Source organism: Nonomuraea solani (assembly GCF_900108335.1).
GTDB lineage: Bacteria > Actinomycetota > Actinomycetes > Streptosporangiales > Streptosporangiaceae > Nonomuraea > Nonomuraea solani.
Window position 1 is genome coordinate 134042 of sequence record NZ_FNVT01000003.1, and the last position, 19276, is coordinate 153317.

General features: G+C 69.7%; 18 protein-coding genes. 5 read left to right on the forward strand and 13 right to left on the reverse strand.

The features are described from left to right. The first annotated feature begins 93 nt into the window (after positions 1–93). Entirely contained in the window at positions 94–1302 is a 1209-nt protein-coding gene (locus tag C4V41_RS11660; RefSeq protein ID WP_103955846.1) for a CaiB/BaiF CoA transferase family protein, read from the forward strand. After that, positions 1292–2167, forward strand: coding sequence for an HpcH/HpaI aldolase/citrate lyase family protein (locus C4V41_RS11665; RefSeq protein ID WP_103955847.1), 876 nt, complete (start codon positions 1292–1294; stop codon positions 2165–2167). Before C4V41_RS11660 ends, C4V41_RS11665 begins: the two co-directional genes overlap by 11 nt. 61 nt (positions 2168–2228) lie before the next feature. On the opposite strand, the gene C4V41_RS11670 is transcribed toward C4V41_RS11665, so the two are convergent. From C4V41_RS11670 to C4V41_RS11700, 7 genes are all read right to left on the reverse strand, one after another. After that, positions 2229–3638 (reverse strand): glycoside hydrolase family 6 protein, encoded by a 1410-nt coding sequence (locus C4V41_RS11670; RefSeq protein WP_235030065.1) that lies wholly within the window; start codon positions 3636–3638, stop codon positions 2229–2231. 145 nt (positions 3639–3783) lie between these two features. Then, positions 3784–4314 carry a GTP-binding protein gene (locus tag C4V41_RS11675; protein ID WP_235030066.1) on the reverse strand — a complete coding sequence of 177 codons (531 nt, stop codon included), beginning with the start codon at positions 4312–4314 and terminating at the stop codon, positions 3784–3786. Positions 4315–4342: 28 nt separating this feature from the next. Continuing rightward, on the reverse strand, positions 4343–4750 hold the full coding sequence (locus C4V41_RS11680) for a DUF742 domain-containing protein (RefSeq protein WP_235030067.1): 408 nt from the start codon (positions 4748–4750) through the stop codon (positions 4343–4345). Between the two features lie 20 nt (positions 4751–4770). Next, positions 4771–5193 (reverse strand): roadblock/LC7 domain-containing protein, encoded by a 423-nt coding sequence (locus C4V41_RS11685; RefSeq protein WP_103955849.1) that lies wholly within the window; start codon positions 5191–5193, stop codon positions 4771–4773. Further along, a complete protein-coding gene (locus C4V41_RS11690) occupies positions 5190–8528 on the reverse strand; it encodes a sensor histidine kinase (RefSeq protein WP_146103627.1) in 3339 nt (1112 codons plus the stop codon). The genes C4V41_RS11685 and C4V41_RS11690 overlap by 4 nt, the downstream gene beginning before the upstream one ends. Before the next feature lie 252 nt (positions 8529–8780). Next, complete coding sequence (locus C4V41_RS11695; protein ID WP_103955851.1) at positions 8781–10178, reverse strand: aminobutyraldehyde dehydrogenase; 1398 nt, start codon at positions 10176–10178, stop codon at positions 8781–8783. Between the two features lie 30 nt (positions 10179–10208). After that, positions 10209–11453: a glycosyltransferase gene (locus tag C4V41_RS11700; RefSeq protein WP_235030068.1), complete on the reverse strand. Its 1245-nt coding sequence runs from the start codon at positions 11451–11453 to the stop codon at positions 10209–10211. Positions 11454–11599: 146 nt separating this feature from the next. Between C4V41_RS11700 and C4V41_RS11705 the strand changes: the two genes are divergently transcribed. After that, entirely contained in the window at positions 11600–12205 is a 606-nt protein-coding gene (locus C4V41_RS11705; RefSeq protein ID WP_235030069.1) for a TetR/AcrR family transcriptional regulator, read from the forward strand. A 95-nt stretch (positions 12206–12300) separates the two neighbouring features. Here C4V41_RS11705 and C4V41_RS11710 read toward each other — a convergent pair whose 3' ends face one another. Genes C4V41_RS11710 through C4V41_RS11725 form a run of 4 tightly spaced genes read right to left on the reverse strand, consistent with a single transcriptional unit; the run spans position 12301 to position 16108 of the window. Continuing rightward, complete coding sequence (locus C4V41_RS11710) at positions 12301–13350, reverse strand: ABC transporter ATP-binding protein (protein WP_103955853.1); 1050 nt, start codon at positions 13348–13350, stop codon at positions 12301–12303. After that, positions 13337–14116 (reverse strand): ABC transporter permease, encoded by a 780-nt coding sequence (locus C4V41_RS11715; protein ID WP_103955854.1) that lies wholly within the window; start codon positions 14114–14116, stop codon positions 13337–13339. Before C4V41_RS11715 ends, C4V41_RS11710 begins: the two co-directional genes overlap by 14 nt. Continuing rightward, on the reverse strand, positions 14109–14975 hold the full coding sequence (locus C4V41_RS11720) for an ABC transporter permease (RefSeq protein WP_235030070.1): 867 nt from the start codon (positions 14973–14975) through the stop codon (positions 14109–14111). Before C4V41_RS11720 ends, C4V41_RS11715 begins: the two co-directional genes overlap by 8 nt. Positions 14976–14986: 11 nt before the next feature. After that, entirely contained in the window at positions 14987–16108 is a 1122-nt protein-coding gene (locus C4V41_RS11725) for a polyamine ABC transporter substrate-binding protein (RefSeq protein ID WP_103955855.1), read from the reverse strand. A 358-nt stretch (positions 16109–16466) separates the two neighbouring features. Here C4V41_RS11725 and C4V41_RS11735 point away from each other — a divergent pair, with 358 nt between their 5' ends. Further along, positions 16467–17384 (forward strand): aminoglycoside phosphotransferase, encoded by a 918-nt coding sequence (locus tag C4V41_RS11735; protein ID WP_103955857.1) that lies wholly within the window; start codon positions 16467–16469, stop codon positions 17382–17384. Further along, positions 17381–18340, forward strand: a complete 960-nt coding sequence (locus C4V41_RS11740; protein ID WP_103955858.1) for an SIS domain-containing protein — start codon at positions 17381–17383, stop codon at positions 18338–18340. The genes C4V41_RS11735 and C4V41_RS11740 overlap by 4 nt, the downstream gene beginning before the upstream one ends. Positions 18341–18349: 9 nt before the next feature. Here the strand turns inward: C4V41_RS11740 and C4V41_RS11745 are convergent, their stop codons facing one another. Then, positions 18350–18916 carry a GTP-binding protein gene (locus tag C4V41_RS11745; protein WP_103955859.1) on the reverse strand — a complete coding sequence of 189 codons (567 nt, stop codon included), beginning with the start codon at positions 18914–18916 and terminating at the stop codon, positions 18350–18352. Next, on the reverse strand, positions 18897–19211 hold the full coding sequence (locus C4V41_RS11750) for a DUF742 domain-containing protein (protein ID WP_235030143.1): 315 nt from the start codon (positions 19209–19211) through the stop codon (positions 18897–18899). Before C4V41_RS11750 ends, C4V41_RS11745 begins: the two co-directional genes overlap by 20 nt. Between the last annotated feature and the right edge of the window lie 65 nt (positions 19212–19276).

A 19276-nucleotide genomic window follows, 5' to 3' on the forward strand; every position in this document is an offset into this window, starting at 1 on the left:
GTAAAGCGCATTGATTCATCGTTCTCTCGTGCTGGACACGCATTTCACCGTCTCGGCAGGATGAAATGAGTCGGGAGGCGAAGGAGCACGCGGGTGGCAGGCACAGATGGCGGCCAGGGGCAGTTGCCCGGGCTGAAGGTGGTGGAGTTCGCACACGTGGTGGCCGGGCCGATGGCCGGCTCCATGCTCGCCGACCAGGGCGCCGACGTGGTGCACGTCGAGACGCCCGGCACCGGTGACGCCGCCCGCGCGATGGGGCCCGCCAAGGACGGCGTGCCGCTGTGGTTCAAGGTCGCGGGCCGCAACAAACGATCGGTCACCCTCGACCTGCACGACGCGGCCGGACGGGAGGTCGCGCACCGGCTCGTCGCGTGGGCCGACGTCGTGATCGTCACGCTGCGGGCCGGGCGGCTGCGCGAGTGGGAGCTGGACTGGGAGGCCGTGCACCGGATCAACCCGAAGGCCGTGCTGCTGCAGATCTCCGGCTTCGGCGCGACCTCCTCCCGCGCGAACGACCCGGGCTTCGGCAAGATGGGCGAGGCCAGGAGCGGGGTGGTGCACCTGACGGGCTTTCCCGGCGGGCCTCCCGTGCACACCGGGTTCTCGCACGGCGACGCGGTGACGGGGTTGATGGGCGCGTACGCGGTGCTCGCCGCGCTGCACCGCAAGGCCGCCGACCCCGATTTCGACGGCGAGTGGATCGACCTGGCGCTGTTCGAGCCGCTGTATCGGCTGATCGAATGGCAGGTGATCGCGTACGACCAGCTCGGCGACGTGCCCGAGCGGGCCGGCAACCAGCTCGCCGTCGCGCCCGCCGCCGTGATCAACACCTACCGGTCCGCCGACGGCGACTGGATCACGGTGACGTCCGCGACCCTCCGCTCGGTACGCAACGTGGCCCGCCTGCTCGGCCTGCCCGAAGAGGAGTTCGCCACCTCGCGGCAGCAGCACGACGGCCGGGAGCGGCTGGACACGGGGCTGCGGGAGTGGGTGGCCGCGCGCGGGAGCGCCGAGTGCCTGGAGCTGTTCGGCCAGGCGGAGGTGGTGGCCTCGCGGGTGTTCACCGCCGCCGACATCGCCGCCGACCCCGTCTACGCCGAGCGCGAGGACATCATCACCATCGACGACGCCGACCTCGGGCCCGTGCGCATGCAGGCCGTGATCCCCCGCTTCCACCAGGCGCCGGGGCAGGTCTGGCGCACCGGGCCCGCGCTCGGGCAGGACAACCGCCTCGTCTACCACGACTGGCTCGGGCTCGGCGAGGACGAGCTGGCCGACCTGGAGCGGCGCGGTGTCATCTGATCCCCTGCGCTCCCTGCTCTTCGTCCCCGGCACCCGGACGGACTGGCTGGCCAAGGCGGCGGCCGCGGGCGCCGACGCGGCGATCCTGGACCTGGAGGACGCGGTGCCGGCCGCCGGCAAGGCCGCGGCCCTGGACCTGGTGGCCGCGGCGGTAAGGGCTCATACGGGGCCGATGGCGCTGTTCGTGCGGGTCAACCCGCTGGACGACTGGGCGGCGGCCGAGGAGCTGCGCACGATCGCGTACGAAGGGCTCGCGGGCGTCGTGCTGCCCAAGGTGCGCGGTCCCGAGGACGTGCGGTTCGCCGACCGGCTGCTCGGCTGGTGCGAGCGGGAGCGCGGCCTGCCGCCGGGTCACATCGCGCTGGTGCCGCTGCTGGAGACGGCTTCGGGGCTGCGGGAGGCGTACGAGGTGGGCAGGGCGGCCGGCCGGGTGGCCTACCTCGGGGCGGTCACCGCGCCGGGCGGCGACGTCGAGCGGGCGGTCGGCTACCGCTGGACCCCGGAGGGCACCGAGACCCTGGGCCTGCGCTCACGCGTGCTCCTGGACGTGCGCGCCGCCGGCGTGCCGAACCCGGTGGCGGGCCTGTGGACACGGGTGGCCGACCTCGACGGGCTGCGGGCCTTCGCCGGGCAGAACCGCGACCTCGGCTACGAGGGCATGCTGGCGATCCATCCCTCGCACGTACCCGTGATCAACGAGGTCTTCTCCCCGAGCCCGGAGGAGCTGGCCCGCTGCGCCCGGCTGGTCGCCGCCGTGGAGGCGGCGCAGGCGCACGGGGCGGGCGCGGTGACGTTCGAGGGCGAGATGGTCGACGAGGCCATGGCCGCCACCGCCCGGCGCCTGCTCGAACGCCACGAACACTAGGCGCCACGGAAACCAGACGGGCCCGCACCAGGGTCATGGTGCGGGCCCGCGGGTGAGGCGCCTAGCTGTTGATCAGGGACATGGCCAGCTCGGGGCTGAACTTCCCGGCCGGCGTGTTCGGCGGCGCGATGCCGCACTGGCCGTCGGAGTCACCCGGAACCTTGACCCAGAACAGGTACTCCGCGCCGCTGGTCTGCTTGACCGGCGGCGTGCCGAGGGCGCGACCGGGCGGGTTGCACCAGTTGTCCTCGGGCGTGCTGTCGCTCCAGGGGCCGTTGCCGTTGCGGCTGGTGTCGATCACGTACGGCTTCGCCAGCGCCCCGCCGACCTGCGCGGCCCACGGCTCGGTGACGCCGGTCGTGAGGTAGTTGGACACGTTGACGGAGAAACCGCGCGTGTTGCTGATGCCGGACTGCTGCAGCAGCGGGACGATCTGGGCCGGCGTGTGCCAGGTGGCGTTGCCCGCGTCGAGGTAGACCCAGGCGTTGGGGGCCTCCGTGCGCAGCACCTGGGTGGCGTTGGCCAGAATCGCGTACTGGGCCGCCGAGTTCGTGTCGGCGTCGCTGTCGCGGTCGAGGCAACCGGCGGCGGCCACCGCGTCCGGCTCCAGCACGACGATCGCGTGCCGGTTGCCGATCGCCTTGGCGAACTCGGTGATCCAGGCGGCGTACGCCTCAGCGGTGCCCGCGCCGCCCGCGGACTCCGTCGCGCAGGCGTCCCGGTGCGGAATGTTGTACGCCGCCAGCATCGGCAGCTTGTCCTGCGCCTGAGCCGCGCCGACATAGGTGTCCACGGCCTGCGTGATGTCGGGGAACCAGCCGCCGAACCACTCGAAGATCGGCTTGCTGGCGATGCTCGTCTGAATGGCCGTCTTGCTGGCGTGGTTCGGGTTCGCGGTGACCCAGGCCGCGGGGTTCGACTTGGTGTTGACGTAGAGCGCGGTCGGCCGCGTCGTCTGCGTCTGCATGAGCGAGACGTTGTCGAAGCGGACCACGGGCTTGCCGGTGGACCCGCCGAGCTGGAAGGTCACCTCCGCGGCGGTCGCGGTGCCGGCGGCGGCCACGAACGGGATGCTGTAGCGCTTGCTCGCCGTGGTCAGGCGGACGTCCGCGGCCAGCGACTGGTTGCTGCTGGGCGTCGCGGTGTACTGGACGGTGGTGCGGGCCGTGTAGGCCACGGTGGAGTAGGCGTCGAAGGAGAGCGTGTAGCTCTGGCCCGGGCTCAGGGCCGCTGTGGTGGGCGCGGCCACCATCGCGTCCCAGGGGTTCGAGACGACGCTCTTCACCTCGACCCGCATCTTCCCTGTTTCGACCGTGACGGCCGACTGGCCGATGGCGGCCCAGGGTGCGGTGGAGGTCGTGAAAGTGCCGTTCCCGATGAGCTGGGCGGCGGCCGAGGCGGGTTGCGGAACGAGCAGGACAGCGGCCAGAGCCGCGGATAACGCCGCGGCGCGGCTTACGAGGAGTCGCACGTGTTCACCTTTCGGCGGGTTCGGCGACGATCATGACGGACCGCCCTTGACAAGGTCAAGGCTCCCAGTGAGCAAAAGTGTTCGCTCTCACGTCAGCGGCCCACCACCCGGACGGGCCAGATGGTGGGCCGATGAAGATCCCGGCCTAGACGGGAGTGTGCATGTGGCGGGTCAGCGCGTGCTCCACCAGAGTGATCAAGGTGGACTTGACCGACTCCCGCTGCCGCGCGTCCAGCCGGACGATCGGGGTGTGGCCGCCGATCGACAGCGCCTCCCTGAGCTCATCCTCGGCGTGGGCGAACTGCCCGTCCCAGCCGTTGATGCCGATCACGAAGGGCAGTTTCGCCTCTTCGAAGTAGTCGATCGCCGGGAAGCTGTCCGCCAGGCGGCGGGTGTCCACCAGGACGACCGCGCCGATGGCACCCCGGACGAGGTCGTCCCACATGAACCAGAACCGGTGCTGTCCAGGCGTGCCGAACAGGTAGAGGATCAGGTCACGGTCGAGCGAGACACGGCCGAAGTCCATGGCCACGGTCGTGGTCGTCTTGTTCGGCGTGAGCGAGACGTCGTCGACGTGCGCGGAGGCGTCCGTCATGACCGCTTCCGTGGTCAGCGGCAGGATCTCCGAGACCGCTCCCACGAACGTCGTCTTCCCCACGCCGAAGCCCCCGGCCACGACGATCTTCGTCGAGGTTAGGCCGGGGCTAGAGCCTGCGAAGTCCACTGAGCACCCTTTCGAGCAAGTTGAGGTCCGGCTTTCCCGCGTCCAGCGCAGGCTGGTGCACGCGGATCAGGCCCTCCGACGCCATGTCGGCGATCAGCACCCGGACCACACCAAGAGGCTGGCGTAAAAGGGCGGAGATCTCGGCAACCGACCTGACGTTCCGGGTCAGCTGAATGATCGCCTGATACTCCGGACTTAGTAGGGAAATGTCTTGGTATTCCGACGTCACGGAGGACACCAGTGCCTCCATGGCGAACTTCATCCGCGGCGCGGTGCGCCCCCCGGTCACGGCATAGGGCCGGACCAAGGAGCTCTGCTTCTGCGGACGGGGGGCCGCCGGATGCGGCGGAGTGCTATCACCAGCCCAACCCTGCTGACCTGACACCATGATCTCCTGTTACCCGTCCGCTAGCGCGGGCGGGTTGCTTGCAGCTCAGCGCGTACGGCAGGGGTGAGCACCTGGCCCGCCCGTTCGACCAGCAGGGTCATCTGGTACGCGACCAGCCCCATGTCACAGTCGGGAGCGGCCAGCACGGCCAGACAGGATCCGTCGCTGATCGACATGATCATCAAGAGGCCACGCTGCATCTCGATAACGGTCTGGGTCACCATTCCGCCCTCGAAGACCCGCGCGGCGCCCTGGGTCAAGCTGATCACGCCTGAGGCCACCGCGGCCAACTGGTCGGCCCGATCCTTGGGAAAACCCTCGGAGAAGGCCAGCGGCAACCCGTCAGACGACACCACGACCGTATGAGCGACGCCTGGCACGTTGTTCACGAAATCCGTGATCAACCAGCTGATGCCGCGCGCTCCCTGGCTCATTTCTCTCATTTGTCCTCCTCATTCTCATCTCCGCGGGTGAACGCCCGGCCTTGCCGGACACCCTGCTGGAAGCTGGAGAGCCGGCTGCGCAACCGTTCGGGTGAGATCTGTGGTGCGGGTGACGTCGCCTGGGGCTCGGCCAGGCTGGCCGTGCCGGGCACCAGGTTGGCCTTGGGAACGCGACGGGGCAGGCCCGACGCGGTCGTACCGGCCTGCTGCGGCTGTGCCGCGGCCTGCGCGGCCTGGAAGCCGGTGTCCGCGGGAGAGGACCACGACGATCCCACCCCGGACTGACCGGGCCTGCGCTGCGGCAGCCCCGACTTGGTCGCCGTGCCGGGGTTCGTGCTGGGCCCGGAGTCGGCGAGCGGCTCGGCGGGCACCGCCGGGTGCACGGCGGTGATCTCCGGCTCGGCCTCGAACCCCTGCCCGAACCCCTGCCCGAGCTCTGTCCCGGTCCCGGTCCCGTGCCCGAACTCCACTCCGAACTCGGGCTCGGACCGTGGCTGCAGGACCTCCGGCTCCGGACGGCGGAACCAGTCCGAGCCGACCGACGAGAAGATCGGCAGGAACTCCTCGCCCTGCTCCTCCATGGGCGAGTTGCGCACCGCGGGCAGCGGTCCCGTCATGTCCTGCGAGGAGTAGTCGCCCTGTCCGAAGGGGCCGTAGGCGGCCTGCCCGTTCTGCTCGAACGAGTCGGCCGGCTTGGGCTCGTCGGCGAACGGCGAGCGGTAGTCGTCCGAGAACTGCTGCCGGGGGCGCTCCACCGCGTCGAACAGCGACCCGCGCGGTGCCGGGTCGGAGAACGACGACCAGCGGTCCTCCTGCGGCGGCTGCTGCTTCGGCGGCTCGGTCGCGAAGGACGGCCACTGCGGCTCGCCCTCCTGCAGGGGCGGCGGCTGCTCGGCGAACGAGGGCCAGCGGTTCTCGGCGAACGAGTTCGGCTCCGCGGCGGAAGGAGACTCCTCCGCGAACGACGGCCAGCGCTGCTCGCCGAACGGCTGCTGCTGCGGCGCCGGGGGCGCCTCCTCGGCGAAGGACGGCCAGCGGGGCTCGTCCTTCGGCTGCTCACCGAACGACTGCTCGCCGAACGGCTTCTCACCGAACGGGGACGGCGGCTCGCCGAACGACGGGGCCTGCTCGCCGAAGGGCGGCTGGCGATCACCGAAGGGCGGCTGCTGCTCGCCGAACGGCGGAGCCTGGTCGCCGAAGGACGGCGCCTGGCCGTTGAGGCTCGCGGACTGCCCGTTGAAGGCGGCCGGCTGCTCGCCGAACGACGGCCAGTTGCCGGTGCCGGGCGCGGGCAGCGAGCCCGGCCACTGCGTGTCGGCGGGGTTGGGCTCGTCGAACGAGGGGTGCCGGCCGGCGCCGTTCTGCGACGGCTGGCCGAACGTGCTCGGGTCGAACGTCGTGAACGCCTCGTACTGGCCGCCCTGCTGCGGCATCCCGGGGCCGCTGCTGATGAGCATGTCGGGCAGCATGACCAGCGCGCTCAGGCCGCCGGTCTCGCGCTGGCTGAGCTGCACCCGTACACCGTGGCGCAGCGCCAGGCGGCCGACCACGAACAGGCCCATGCGCCGCGAGACGGACACGTCCACGACGGGCGGGTTGGCCAGGCGCCAGTTGGCCTCGGCCAGCTCCTCCTGGCTCATGCCGATGCCCAGGTCGTTGATGGACACCATCACGCCGCCCTCGGCGAGGGTGCTGGTGACCTGGACCTTACTCTCGCGCGGGGAGAACGAGATGGCGTTCTCGATCAGCTCGGCGAGCAGGTGGACGGCGTCGGTGACGGCGGGGCCGACGATGAGGGTGCCGGACGGGATCTGGATCTGGACCCGTTCGTAGTTCTCGACCTCGGACAGCGAGGCGCGGGCGACGTCGACCAGCGGCACCGGCTCGCTCCACTTGCGCGCGGCCTCCTGGCCGGCGAGAACCAGGAGGTTCTCGCTGTTGCGGCGCATGCGGGTGGCCAGGTGGTCGAGGCGGAAGAGGTTCGCGAGCCGCTGCTCGTCCTCTTCACCCTGCTCCAGGCCCTCGATCAGTTGAAGCTGCCGCTCGACCAGCGTCTGGCTGCGGCGGGAGAGGTTGACGAACATCGAGTTGACGTTCGCGCGCAGCTTGGCCTCGTCGCCGGCCAGCCGGATCGCCTCGCGGTGGACCTCGTCGAACGCGCGCGCCACTTCCCCGATCTCGTCTCGGGTGTTGACGCCGACCGACGGGACCTCGGGGATCTGCGCGCCCTCGCCGGACTCGCGCAGCACGCGGACGGTGTCGGGCAGCCGGGTCGTGGCGACCTGGAGGGCCTCGGCGCGCAGCCGGCGCAGCGGGCGGACCAGCGAACCGGCCACGCGGGTGGTGATGACCAGGACGAGGAGCAGCAGGACGAGGATCAGCGCGCCGGAGACGATGGCGTTGCGCTGCTCGGTGTCGCTCAGCTCGCGGGTGGCGGCCACGATCTTGGTGGCCAGGCCGTCCTCGACCTTGCGCATCATGTTGCCGGTGGCGGTGGTGCTCTCGTACCAGTTGTTGAGGTCGCGCGCCTGCGGCGAGGTGGTGACGTCGAGGTCGCCGATCCGGTTGTACTCGCTCACCTGCGCCAGCGCGCGCTGGCGCATGGCGTCGGCGAGGTCGACCTGCGGGCCCTTGACGCCCTGCTGGTACGCCTTCAGGTCCGCCGGGTCGGCCTCCAGCTCGAAGGCGGCCAGCTCGGCCTGCTGCTTGTTCCAGGAGCCCAGGAAGTCGGACCAGTCGGCGGCGTCGAGCCTGCGCTGGGCGAGCGTGACGATGAGGATGATCTGCTGCCGCGAGACCTCCTCCTTGAGCCGCTGGATCGAGCCGAGCGCGGCGACGTCACCCTGGAGGGCGTCGTCGCTGACGCCGTCGCCCAGGTCGCCCTGGATGGAGGAGAAGACGTCGATCATCGTGCTGTACGTGCCGATGGCGGCTCGCGCGGGCACGTTGCCGACCATGGAGGCGCGCAGGCTGTCGAGGCCGCCGAGCCAGCGGCGCGTGTTGGCCACGCCCTCCTGGACACGGACCGAGTGCGTGGCGTCGATGGCCGCGGACGCGGAGAGCACCTGCTGCTTGGCCTTGTCCGTGGCCTGGCGCTGCGTCTTGAGCTGCACGAAGCGGCCGCCTCTGCGGCGGTCGGCGACGTACCAGGCGGTGAGCGTGCGCTCCCTGCCCAGCTCATGGTTGAGTGCGCCGATGCGCTGGACCAGCTCGGCCACCTGGGTGAGCCGGCGGTATTCGGCACTGGTGCCGATGGCGTTGGCCAGCTGGACGCCGGCGAGCAGCACGCCCACGACCGTGGGAATGAGGATCAGCGCGACCAGCCTTGAGCGCACACGCCAGTTCGCCAGCCGGAACCGTCCGCCTGTGTACTCCCCTGACCTCGTGTGCCTGGGGTCTTTCGTCCTCACTGCGTCTCGCAACCTCTCGCCGGTACGTGCTCGAAGAAAATCAGACACGCGTGTGGCGCATGGGATTCTGTCCGGCTGGGTAATTGGAACACAACCCGTACCAGATCGGCCAACCGAACATACCCCACATATGCGCCCAAAGAGGCCCTTTGGGCGGCATAACGCCGTACACGTTATCTAGGCGGGACGGAACGAATCCCGCTCGGCCGGTGCCGCGTGCTTGACCATCAGATGCCGCGTCACCGAATACTCCTGCACTGCCTCCTGGCTCATGTCCTTGCCGAACCCACTGCCCTTCACCCCGCCGTGCGGCGCTTCGCTGGCGATGGGCAGATGATCGTTAACCCAGGTCACGCCCACATCGAGCCGGTGTGAGACGCGCATCGCCCTGGCCACGTCACGTGACCACACCGACGATGCCAGACCGTACCTGGTGTCGTTGGCCAGTTTGACCGCTTCGTCCTCGCCATCGAACGGCAGGACGACCAGAACGGGCCCGAAGAGCTCGCCTTGGACGATCTCGCTGTCCTGTGCGACGTCGGTCACAAGCGTCGGCGGATAGAAGAATCCGGGACCCTCGACCGGGGCGCCGCCGTGCAGCACGCGCCCGCCGGAGCGGGAGACGAACCCGTGCACCCGATCGCGGTGGGCGGCGGAGATCAGCGGGCCGATGTCCGTCGCCGGGTCCCAGGGGTCTCCGACGGAGATGCCGGCAAGAGTTGCCCGGATGGCCTCGACGGCGTCGGCGTACGTTTCCCGGGCGACGTAGACGCGCGTGGCCGCCGTGCAGTCCTGCCCGCTGTTGTACGTCGCCCCCATCGCCACCCCGTGGGCCATCTCCGCCAGGTCGGCGTCCTCGAACACCAGCGCCGGCGCCTTGCCCCCGAGCTCCAGGTGCACCCGCTTGAGCGTGGCCGCCGCGCCGGTCATCACGGCCCGGCCGGTCTCGGTGGAGCCGGTCACGCTGACCATGTCGACCCCGGGGTCGGTGACCAGCGCCTGCCCGGCCTCGGCGTCGCCGGTGATCGCCTGCACGAGGTTGTCCGGCGCGCCCGCCTTGGCGAACAGCTCGGCCAGCCGCAGCGTCGTGCGCGGCGTCTGGGGGGCCGGCTTGATCACCACGGCGTTGCCCGCGGCCACCGCGGGGCCGACCTTCCAGACGGCCATGACGAACGGGAAGTTCCACGGCGCGATCGACCCCACCACCCCGACGGGGCGGCGCAGCAGGACCGAGGTGTAGCCGGGGCTGAACACGCCGGCGCCGGAGCCGTCGAGCGAGCGGGCGGCCCCGGCGAAGAAGCGCAGGTTGTCGACGGCGAACGGCAGCTCGCCGTCCCTGAACACCGCCGCCGGCTTGCCCGTCTCCTCGACCTCCAGCCGGGTCAGCTCGTCGGCGTCGGCCTCCACCAGGTCGGCCAGCTTCAGCAGCAGCCGCGCGCGCTCGCCGGGGGTGGTCTGGGACCACTCCTCGAACGCCGCGCGGGCGGCCTGGACCGCGGACGCCACGGCCTCCACCGGCGTATCCGGAATTTCGGCACAGGGGAGGCCGGTGGCGGGGTTGATCAGTTCACGCATGCGAAGAATTCATCTCTCAGGGGGGTCGTGCTACTGGCCGAGCTGCTCGATCAGGTCCGCGGCCTTGCGCAGGCCGTCGCGGCGCCGGATCTCCTCACCCGCGGTGGCGAGCCTCGCTCGCAGCTCGGTGTCCCCGAGCAGCTTCGCGACCGCCCCCGTGAGTTCCTCGTCGGTGAAGGTGTAGGTGGAGAGCCTGACACCATAGCCCAACTCATCGACCCTCTGGGCGTTGTCGTACTGGTCCCAGAAGAGCGGCAGCGCGATCATCGGCTTGCCGAAGTGCAGCGCCTCGGTGGTCGTGTTGTTGCCGCCATGGGTGATGACCAAGTCACACAGTGGGATGATCTTAGTCTGCGGAAGGAACTCCGCGCCCCACATGTTGTCGGCCAGCTTGATCTCCTCGTGCAGCGGGCCCTTGGAGACGATGTACTGGTGGGGCGTCGTGCCCAGCACGTCGACCACCCGCTGCATCAGCTCCACGTCGGAGGAACCGAGCGAGCCGAGCGAGAAGTAGACCAGCGCGCCTTCGGTGCGCTCGAAGGGCAGCTCGAAGTCGTCCTCGGTCTCACGAACGGAGGAGTCGAGACGGTGCCAGGTGGCGCCCAGCGGCCGGGCGTCGGCGTAGTCGAGGATCTCCGGGTAGACGTAGAGGTTCAGGTCGCCCTCGTGGATGAAGTCGAGGTCGGGCAGCGGCTCGGTGCCCTGGGCGACGGACCACTCGTTGAAGGCGGTCCAGAGCTCGCGGTGGGTGCGGTCGTACTCGGCCTTGAAGGCGTCCCACTCGGAGCGGTCGTCGGCGGGCAGGCCCGAGAAGACCGGCGCGACGTTCTCGCCGCGCACCTCCAGCGGGTTGCAGGAGACGATCCGGACGAACTTCTTGCCCGCGGTGAGCAGCGCCGGGAACGTGATCACGTTGTCCTCGACGATGATGTCCGGGTTCACCCGCCCGATGATGGCCTTGAGCTGCGGCTCGCAGTATTTGGCGCCCTCGACCAGCTCGGCCCAGATCGGCTTGGTGACCGTTTCGAGCTGCTCGCGCGTGCTCTTGCGGTATTCCGGCGCGGTCTCCCGGATGAAGTCCTTCCAGAACTGGCCGGGGTCCTGCTCCTCCTCCGCCGGCGGGGCCAGGTCGACCAGGTCTTCCTCGAAGCCGAGCGCTTCGAGCCTGCCCTTCCACGAGGCCTCGGCGGCGAAGACGACGCGGTGGCCGCGGCGGCGCAGGATGTCGCCGATGCCGATCGAGTTGTTGGTCGGGCCGTAGGCGCTTTCAGGCATGAACAGGATGGTGAGAGACATCGAGGCTCCGGGAGATCTCATCAATTTGAAGAGGAATTCAAAAACGCATCTAGCGGGAAGGTCAACTTAAGGGCACTATGGTCACGGCTAACTGAACGGTAGCCAAACGGGTGAAGGTGGTGGGGGTGGCTCAGCGTAAAAGCCGCAGTGACCGGCGCATCGACTTGATCGAGGCCGCGCGCAGGGCCATCATCCGTCATGGCATCGACGGTGTACAGCTCTCGCACGTCGCCGAGGAGGCCGGTCTGACCTCCGGCGCCGTGCTCTACCACTACCCCGACCTCAGCGAACTGCTGGTCGAGGCGCAGCACGCGGGGATGGAGCGCTTCTACGAGCAGCGGCTGCGCCAGCTCGCCACGCTCACCGACCCCGTCGAGAAGCTGGTCGTCACGATCAAGTCCGGGCTGCCCACCGGGCCGCTCGACCCCGACGTCCGCCTGCTCAACGAGCTGGGCGGGGCCGCGGGCCGCAACCGGGTCTATGGCGTGCTGCTCACCTCGCTCTATGACCGGCAGGTGTCGATGTACCAGGCGATCCTGGACACGGGGGCCGCGCTGGGGGTGTTCAGGCTGAGCGGCGACTCGCAGACGATCGCGCGCAACCTGGTGGCCCTGGAGGACGCCTACGGCTATCGCATCACGGCCAGGCACCCGCTGATCGGCCCGGCCGAGGCGGCCGAGCTGATCCTGTCCTTCGCCCGCGCGGCCACGGGCAACGACCTGGCCTACTGACCGGCGGGCGACGCCCTGGCCTACTGACCGGCGGGCAACGACCTGGCCCGCCGGCCGGCGGGCCCGGGCGGCGGCCTGAATCACCGGCAGGCGGGTCACCGGTCGACCGCCATGATCACGGCGTCCTGGGCGTTCCAGCGGACCTTGACCTTGGCGCCCGCCTGGACCGTGCTGGCCCCCTGTACGGCCGCCAGGACCGGCCTGACGTGACCGGGGACCTCCACGGAGATGTGCGAGACACCGCCGTAGAAGCTGACGTCCAGGACGCTGCCCGCCAGGCCCCTGGTGGCGCTCTGGTCGGTCAGCTCGATCCGCTCGGGCCGCACCGCCAGCAGCGCCTTGGCGCCCGCCGCCAGGGTGTCCAGCGGGGTGCCCGCCAGCATGCCGAACTCCGCGCTCCTGATCCCGTCGAGGCCGCTCGCGGTGCCCTCGAAGAGGTTGTTGGCGCCGACGAAGTCGGCCACGAACGGGGAGCGCGGGCGCTCGTACAGGGAGACCGGCGCGTCCACCTGGCGCACGGTGCCGCTGTCGAAGACCGCGATGCGGTCGGCCAGCGACATGGCCTCCTCCTGGTCGTGCGTGACGACCACGAACGTGATGCCCACCTCGTGCTGCAGCCGCTTCAGCTCCAGTTGCATGTCGGCGCGGACCTTCTTGTCCAGGGCCGACAGCGGCTCGTCGAGGAGCAGCAACCGGGGCCGCTTGACGATGGAACGGGCCAACGCGACGCGCTGCCGCTGCCCGCCGGAGAGCTGGGCGGGCTTGCGACCGGCGTGCGCGGACAGGCCGACCGTCTCCAGCACCTCGCCGACGCGCTGCCTGACCTCCTGCCGGGGCAGGCGCTCGCGCTCCAGCCCGTAGGCCACGTTCTTGGCCACGGTCATGTGCGGGAACAGCGCGTACGACTGAAACATCAGGCTGATCGGCCGTCGGTTCGGCTGCTTGTCCAGCAGGTCGTCGCCGTCGAGCGTGACCCGGCCCGCGTCCGGCGTCTCGAAGCCGGCGATGATGCGCAGCAGCGTGGTCTTGCCGCAGCCGGACGGCCCGAGCAGGGCGAAGAACTCGCCCTGGCCGATCTCCAGCGACACCTCGTCCAGCGCGACGACGTCACCGAACCTGCGGGAGACTCCGTCAATCTTGAGCACGGGACTCCCCGATCTTGGTCAGGCGCTGCCCGGCGATCACCGCCGTGAAGCTCACGAGGAGCAGGATCGCGGCCAGCGCGTTGATCTTCGGGGTCACCCCGAAACGAATCATTGAGTAGATGACGATCGGCAGCGTCTGCTCCGTGTTGCCGATCGTGAAGAAGGCGATCACGAACTCGTCCAGCGACAGCGTGAACGCCAGCAGCGCGCCCGCGACGATGCCGGGCATGAGCTGCGGCAGCGTGATCTTCATGAACGTCGCCACCGGGCCGGCCCCCAGATCGCGCGAGGCCTCCTCCAGCGAGGTGTCGGCCCCGGACAACCGGGTGCGCACCACCGCCGCGACGAACGCCATCGAGAACACCGCGTGGGCCAGGACCACCGAGTAGAGGCCGAGCGTGAGCTGGATCATCCCGTAGAAGACCAGCAGCCCGATGGCCAGCACCAGGTCGGGCAGCACGGCGGGCATCAGCGAGACCGCGTCGAGGGCCTTCGAGCGGGTGTGGCGGGCCAGGCCGACGGCCAGCAGCGTGCCGAGCACGGTGGCGATCACCGTGGAGCCGGTGGCCACGATCAGCGTGTTGACCGCGCCCTCCAGGACCCGCTCGTCCTGGACCAGCTCGCCGTACCACTTGAGGCTCAGTCCCTCGAAGGTGTACGCCGAGTCGCCGGAGTTGAACGACATGACGACGAGCACGACGATCGGCAGATAGAGGAAGGCGTACGTGGCCCAGAAGGGGACGTACAGCAGCTTGGATCTACGCACGGCGCGCCACCCATGCCTGCGCGATGAGCAGCACGATCAGCACCGCGATGAGGGCCAGCGCCAGCGTGGAGCCGAACGGCCAGTCGCGCGCCGACAGGAACTGCTGCCGGATCAGGTTGCCCACCATGATCGACTTGCTGCCGCCGAGCATCTCGGGGATGACGAAGTTGCCGAAGCTCGGCACGAACACGAACAGGCAGCCCGTCAGCACGCCCGGCACCGTGAGCGGCAGCGTGACCTTGCGGAACGTGGTGAACCCCGACGCCCCCAGGTTCGCCGAGGCCTCCCTGAGCTGCGGGTCGAGCTTCTCGATCGTGGCGAACAGCGGCAGCACCATCAGCGGCAGGTACGAGTACAGCAGCCCCGCCACGATCGCGCCCTCGTTGTAGAGCAGGTCGAGCGGCCCGAGCCCGAACAGCTTGAGCCCGCTGTTGAGCAGCCCTGGACCGTTCAGCAGGATGATCCAGGCGTAGACCCGGATGATGAAGTTCGTCCAGAACGGCAGCACGATCGCGACCAGCGCGATCGTCTTCCACTTACGCGGAAGCCGCGCGATCAGGTACGCCGTCGGATAGCCCACCAGCAACGCGAGCAGCGTCGTCAGCGCGGCGATCTTCAGCGAGCCGGCGACGACGTTCAGGTAGAGCGGGTCGAACAGGCGGGCGAAGTTCTCCGTGGTGAACTCGTAGACCACGCCACCGAAGCGCCCGCGCTGGAAGACCGTGTAGCTCATGACCAGCGCCAGCGGCACCAGCAGGAGCACGACCAGATATGTCAGCCCGGGCGACAGGAACACGAACGCGCCCAGCCGGCGTCCCCGCTTGTGGGACACCGGCCGGGCCTTGACCTCTGACTTCACTACAACGACAACTACTTCGCCTGGATGTCGGCCTGCAGGCGCGTGTACTTGGTGGACGCCTGGCCGAGGTCGATCAGCGACTCACCGTTCAGCAGCTCGGCGGGCTTGATGTTGAGCAGCGAGCCCTGGGGGACCTTCACCTGGTCCATGGCGGCCTTGTTGGGCACCTTGTAGTTGATGTTCTCGGCGGCCCAGCTGTGGATCGCGGGGTCGAGGATGTAGTTGATCAGGGCGTGCGCGGCCTCCTTGTTCTTGGAGGACTTCATGATCACCATGGTGTCGACCCAGAGGTCGCTGCCCTCGGTCGGCACCACGAACTTGATGTTGCCCTTGGGGTCGGTGGTCGGGCACCAGCCGTCCCACGCCTCGACCATGACGGCCTCGCCGCTCTTCAGGCGGTCGCCGAACGTGGTGTCGTCGAAGGCGAGCAGGTGGGGCTTGGCCGACTCCAGCAGCTCCTTGGCCTTCGCGATCTCCTCGTCCTTGTCGGTGTTGACCGAGTAGCCGAGGGACTTGAGCGCGGGCAGGGCCAGCCAGCGCTCGGTGGTCATCATCGTGATCTTCTTGTCGGCCCACGCCGGGGGCTTCAGCAGATCGTTCCAACTCTTCGGCTCGGCCTTGACGAGGTCGCTGCGGTAGCAGATGCCGGTGGTGCCCCAGGTGTAGGGCACCGAGTACTTGTTGCCCTTGTCATAGGAGAGCTGCGTGGCCTCGGGGTAGAGGTTGGCCAGGTTGGGGATCAGCTCGGGGTGGATCGGCTCCAGCAGGCCCTGGGCGTTGAGCGCCTGGGCGTACTGGCCGGACACGAACGCCACGTCGACGCCGCTGTCACCGGAGGCGGTGAGCTTGGCCATCGCCTCCTCGTTGGTGGCGTGCAGGCCGATCTCCATGTTCTTGACCTTGAGCTTCTCCTTGACCTTCTCGGGAAGCTCCTTGGGCGTGTAGTCAGCCCAGACGGTGACCTGGAGCGACTGCTGCGACAGGTCCGCGTTGGGCTTGAGCTGGTCGGCTGCCGCCGGTGCCGTGCCATTGGCGCTTGACGACGACTCACCGCCGCACGCCGCGACGGCAAGCGCGAGGCCGGCCACCGCGATGGTAGCCGGGAGACGACGGGTGAACCGGGTACGGGACACGGCCGCTACTCCTTCAGGTTTCGGTGGAAGAGGGGTCGCGCGACCTTACCGGACACAGCAGACCAGACCAGGAGTGTTGCAGCAGAAATCAACATGGGCAAGACTTTTGATGACATTGCCACCAGGAAGTTTGGTCATCGAGTTGAATTGGGATTCAATAAGTCATCGGCTGCTCTCTCTCGGTGAGAAGCCCCTGACCGATCGAGATCATGGCGTCACCGCCGGTCTCCTGAGGGTGCTGGCGGAAGAGCCGCCGCCACCCTTCTCGGTGCGCCGCTTCCTCCCGTTGCCCACCCTCTCGTACGGTCCTGGAGATCTCCACACTGGGGCCCCAGGTGAGCGCGATTTCGGCCCCCACGTGGACCAGACGAACTACTCCGTGGTCGTGGGCGAGCGGGTGGTCGTCAAGTGGCTGACCCCGCCGCAGCCCCTTCCGCACCCCACGCCGGAGGTCTTCGCGCACCTCGTTGAGGCGGGCTTCAACGACACCGCCCCGCCTTACGCCGCCCTGACGGCCGTGCTGAACGGCCGCCCGCACCTGCTGGCCCTGGTCACGGGCTACCTTCCGGACGCGCGGGACGGCTGGGAGTGGTGCGTGGACGAGGCGGTGGCGGGCACGACGGACTTCGCGGGGCGGATCGGCCGCCTGGCCGCCGACCTGCACCTGGCCTTGTCCACCCTTCCCACGCCGCCGGCCGCCGGCACGCCGGAGCTGGCGGAGCGGGCCGGGGCGGCGCTGGAGGAGGCGTTGCGGCTGACCGGCGGAGAGGATGGCGCGTGGCTGGCCGCGCGGGCCGCAAACCTCGGGAACGAGCTGGTCAGGCTGGGTGAAACCGGCTCAGGACCACGCATTAGAATCCACGGTGACCTGCACGTGGGCCAGATCCTGCAGTGGCGTGACGGTTACGCGGTGATCGACTTCGACGGCAACCCGACGGTCGCCGAGGCGGATCCGTACCAACCGGCGGCCAGGGACGTGGCCCAGCTCACCACGAGCCTCGAACACGTCGCCCAGGTGGCGATCAAGAGAAGAGACACCCCACCCGACCGAGCGGCGGCCTGGGCGGCCAAGGCCCGCGCCGCGTTGCTCACCACGTACAAGACCCGCCTGGCGGACAAGGGCGGGGCCGACCTGCTGGACGAGACGCTGCTCCGACCGTTCGAGGTGGAGCAGGAGTGCCGTGAGCTGATCTACGCCGCCCGCCACCTCCCCCGCTGGCGCTACGCCCCCATGGGCGTCCTGCGCACCTGGTACCCCGAGGAGAACATCGCGTGAATTCCGAGCTCTACCTGTCCGACCTCGAGGCCAAGCCGCAGGCCCTGACCGATCTGGCCGAGGCGCTGCGCGCGGAGGACCCGTTCGACCCGCTGCCCGGCGACATCGACCGGGTGCTCTTCCTGGGCATGGGCAGCTCCCGCTACGCCGCGGGCGTGGCGGCCCTGCGGCTGCGCGCCGCGGGGGTGAACGCCCACGCCGAGTACGCCTCCGCCACCGCGAGCCATCCCGCGGCCCCCGGCACCCTGGTCGTCCCGATCTCGGCCACCGGCTCCAGCCGCGAGACGCTCGACGCCACGGCCCGCTACGCCGGTGGCCCCGCCCACGTGGCGGTGCTCACCAACCGGCCCGTCTCCCCCCTCGCCGAGGCGGCCGACTCGGTGATCGACCTGTGGGCGGGCGAGGAGCGCGGCGGTGTCGCCTGCCGGACGTTCCAGCACACCCTGGCGCTGCTCCTCGCCCTGGAGTCCCGGCTCACCGGCCGCGACCGCGACCTGCCCGCCCTGATCGACAGGGTCGCGCTGGCCACGGCCGACCTGCTGGACCGCAGGGACGAGTGGCTGCCGCTGACCATGGAGCTGCTCGACGGCCCGCACGGCGTCTACACGATCGCCCCGGCCGAGCGCCTGTCGTCGGCCGAGCAGTCGGCGCTGATGTTCCGCGAGGGCCCGCGCCGCCCGGCCGACGCCTGCGAGAGCGGCGACTGGTCGCACGTGGACGTCTATCTCACCAAGACGCTCGACTACCGGGCCCTGCTCTTCCCCGGCTCCCACTACGACGGCCAGGCCATGGACTGGGTACGCGAGCGCGGCTCCACGGTGATCACCGTCGGCGCCGAGGTGAAGGACGCCACGGCGGCGATCCGCTACCCCGGCGACGACGACCCGGACGTCGCCCTGCTCACCGAGACGCTGGTGGCGGAGCTGGTGGCGGCATACTGGTGGACGGCCCGCTAGAGAAAAAGCTCAGTGGGCCCGTGCGGCCAGCGCGTGCTCGACCAGCGTGATCAGGGTGTTCTTGACCGCGGGCCGGGCCCGCGCGTCCGTGCGCACGATCGGCACGTGCGGCGAGAGCGTGAGCGCCTCCCGCACCTCGGTCTCGACGTGCGGGAACGCGCCGTCCCAGCCGTTGAGGCCGATGACGAACGGCAGCCCCGTGTTCTCGAAGTAGTCGACCGCGGGAAAGCTGTCGGCCAGCCGCCGCGAGTCGACCAGCACCACGGCCCCGATGGCCCCACGGACGAGGTCGTCCCACATGAACCAGAACCGGTGCTGCCCCGGCGTGCCGAACAGATAAAGGATCAGGTCGTCGGCGAGCGAGAGCCGGCCGAAGTCCATCGCCACGGTGGTGGTGGTCTTGCCCGGGGTGTGCCCGAGGTCATCGATGCCCGTCGACGCGTCCGTCATCACCGCCTCGGTGGTCAGCGGCATGATCTCGGACACCGAACCCACGAACGTGGTCTTTCCCACGCCGAATCCGCCGGCCACGACGATCTTCGTGGCGGTGAGCCGGCTAGAGCCTGCGAAGTCCACTCAGCACCCTTTCGAGCAGGCCCTTGTCGGGAAGCCCCGCCTCCAACTGCGGCTGGTACACCCTGACCAGCCCGTCCGCCTCCATGTCGGCGATCAGCACGCGCGCCACCCCGAGGGGGACGCCGAGCAGCGCGGAGATCTCCGCCACGGATCGTACCTGCCGGCACAGCTCGCTGATCGCGCGGTATTCACGCGTATAGGTCGTGCCGAGCTGCGCCGAGGTGGCCGAGGATACCAGTGCCTCCATCGCGAGCTGTGATCGCGGAGCGGTCCGTCCGCCGGTGACGGCGTACATCCGGACGAGCGAACTGCGCTCGGGCTCCGCCTCCCCGTTGTGCCACGATGCCACTGTTCACTCCC

Excerpts from the sequence above, each read along its gene's own strand:
- C4V41_RS11680 (WP_235030067.1), bottom strand. The coding sequence starts at position 4,750 with ATGGTGTCAGGTCAGCAGGGTTGGGCTGGTGATAGCACTCCGCCGCAT.
- C4V41_RS11685 (WP_103955849.1), bottom strand. The coding sequence starts at position 5,193 with ATGAGAGAAATGAGCCAGGGAGCGCGCGGCATCAGCTGGTTGATCACG.
- C4V41_RS11695 (WP_103955851.1), bottom strand. The coding sequence starts at position 10,178 with ATGCGTGAACTGATCAACCCCGCCACCGGCCTCCCCTGTGCCGAAATT.
- C4V41_RS11700 (WP_235030068.1), bottom strand. The coding sequence starts at position 11,453 with ATGCCTGAAAGCGCCTACGGCCCGACCAACAACTCGATCGGCATCGGC.
- C4V41_RS11750 (WP_235030143.1), bottom strand. The coding sequence starts at position 19,211 with ATGTACGCCGTCACCGGCGGACGGACCGCTCCGCGATCACAGCTCGCG.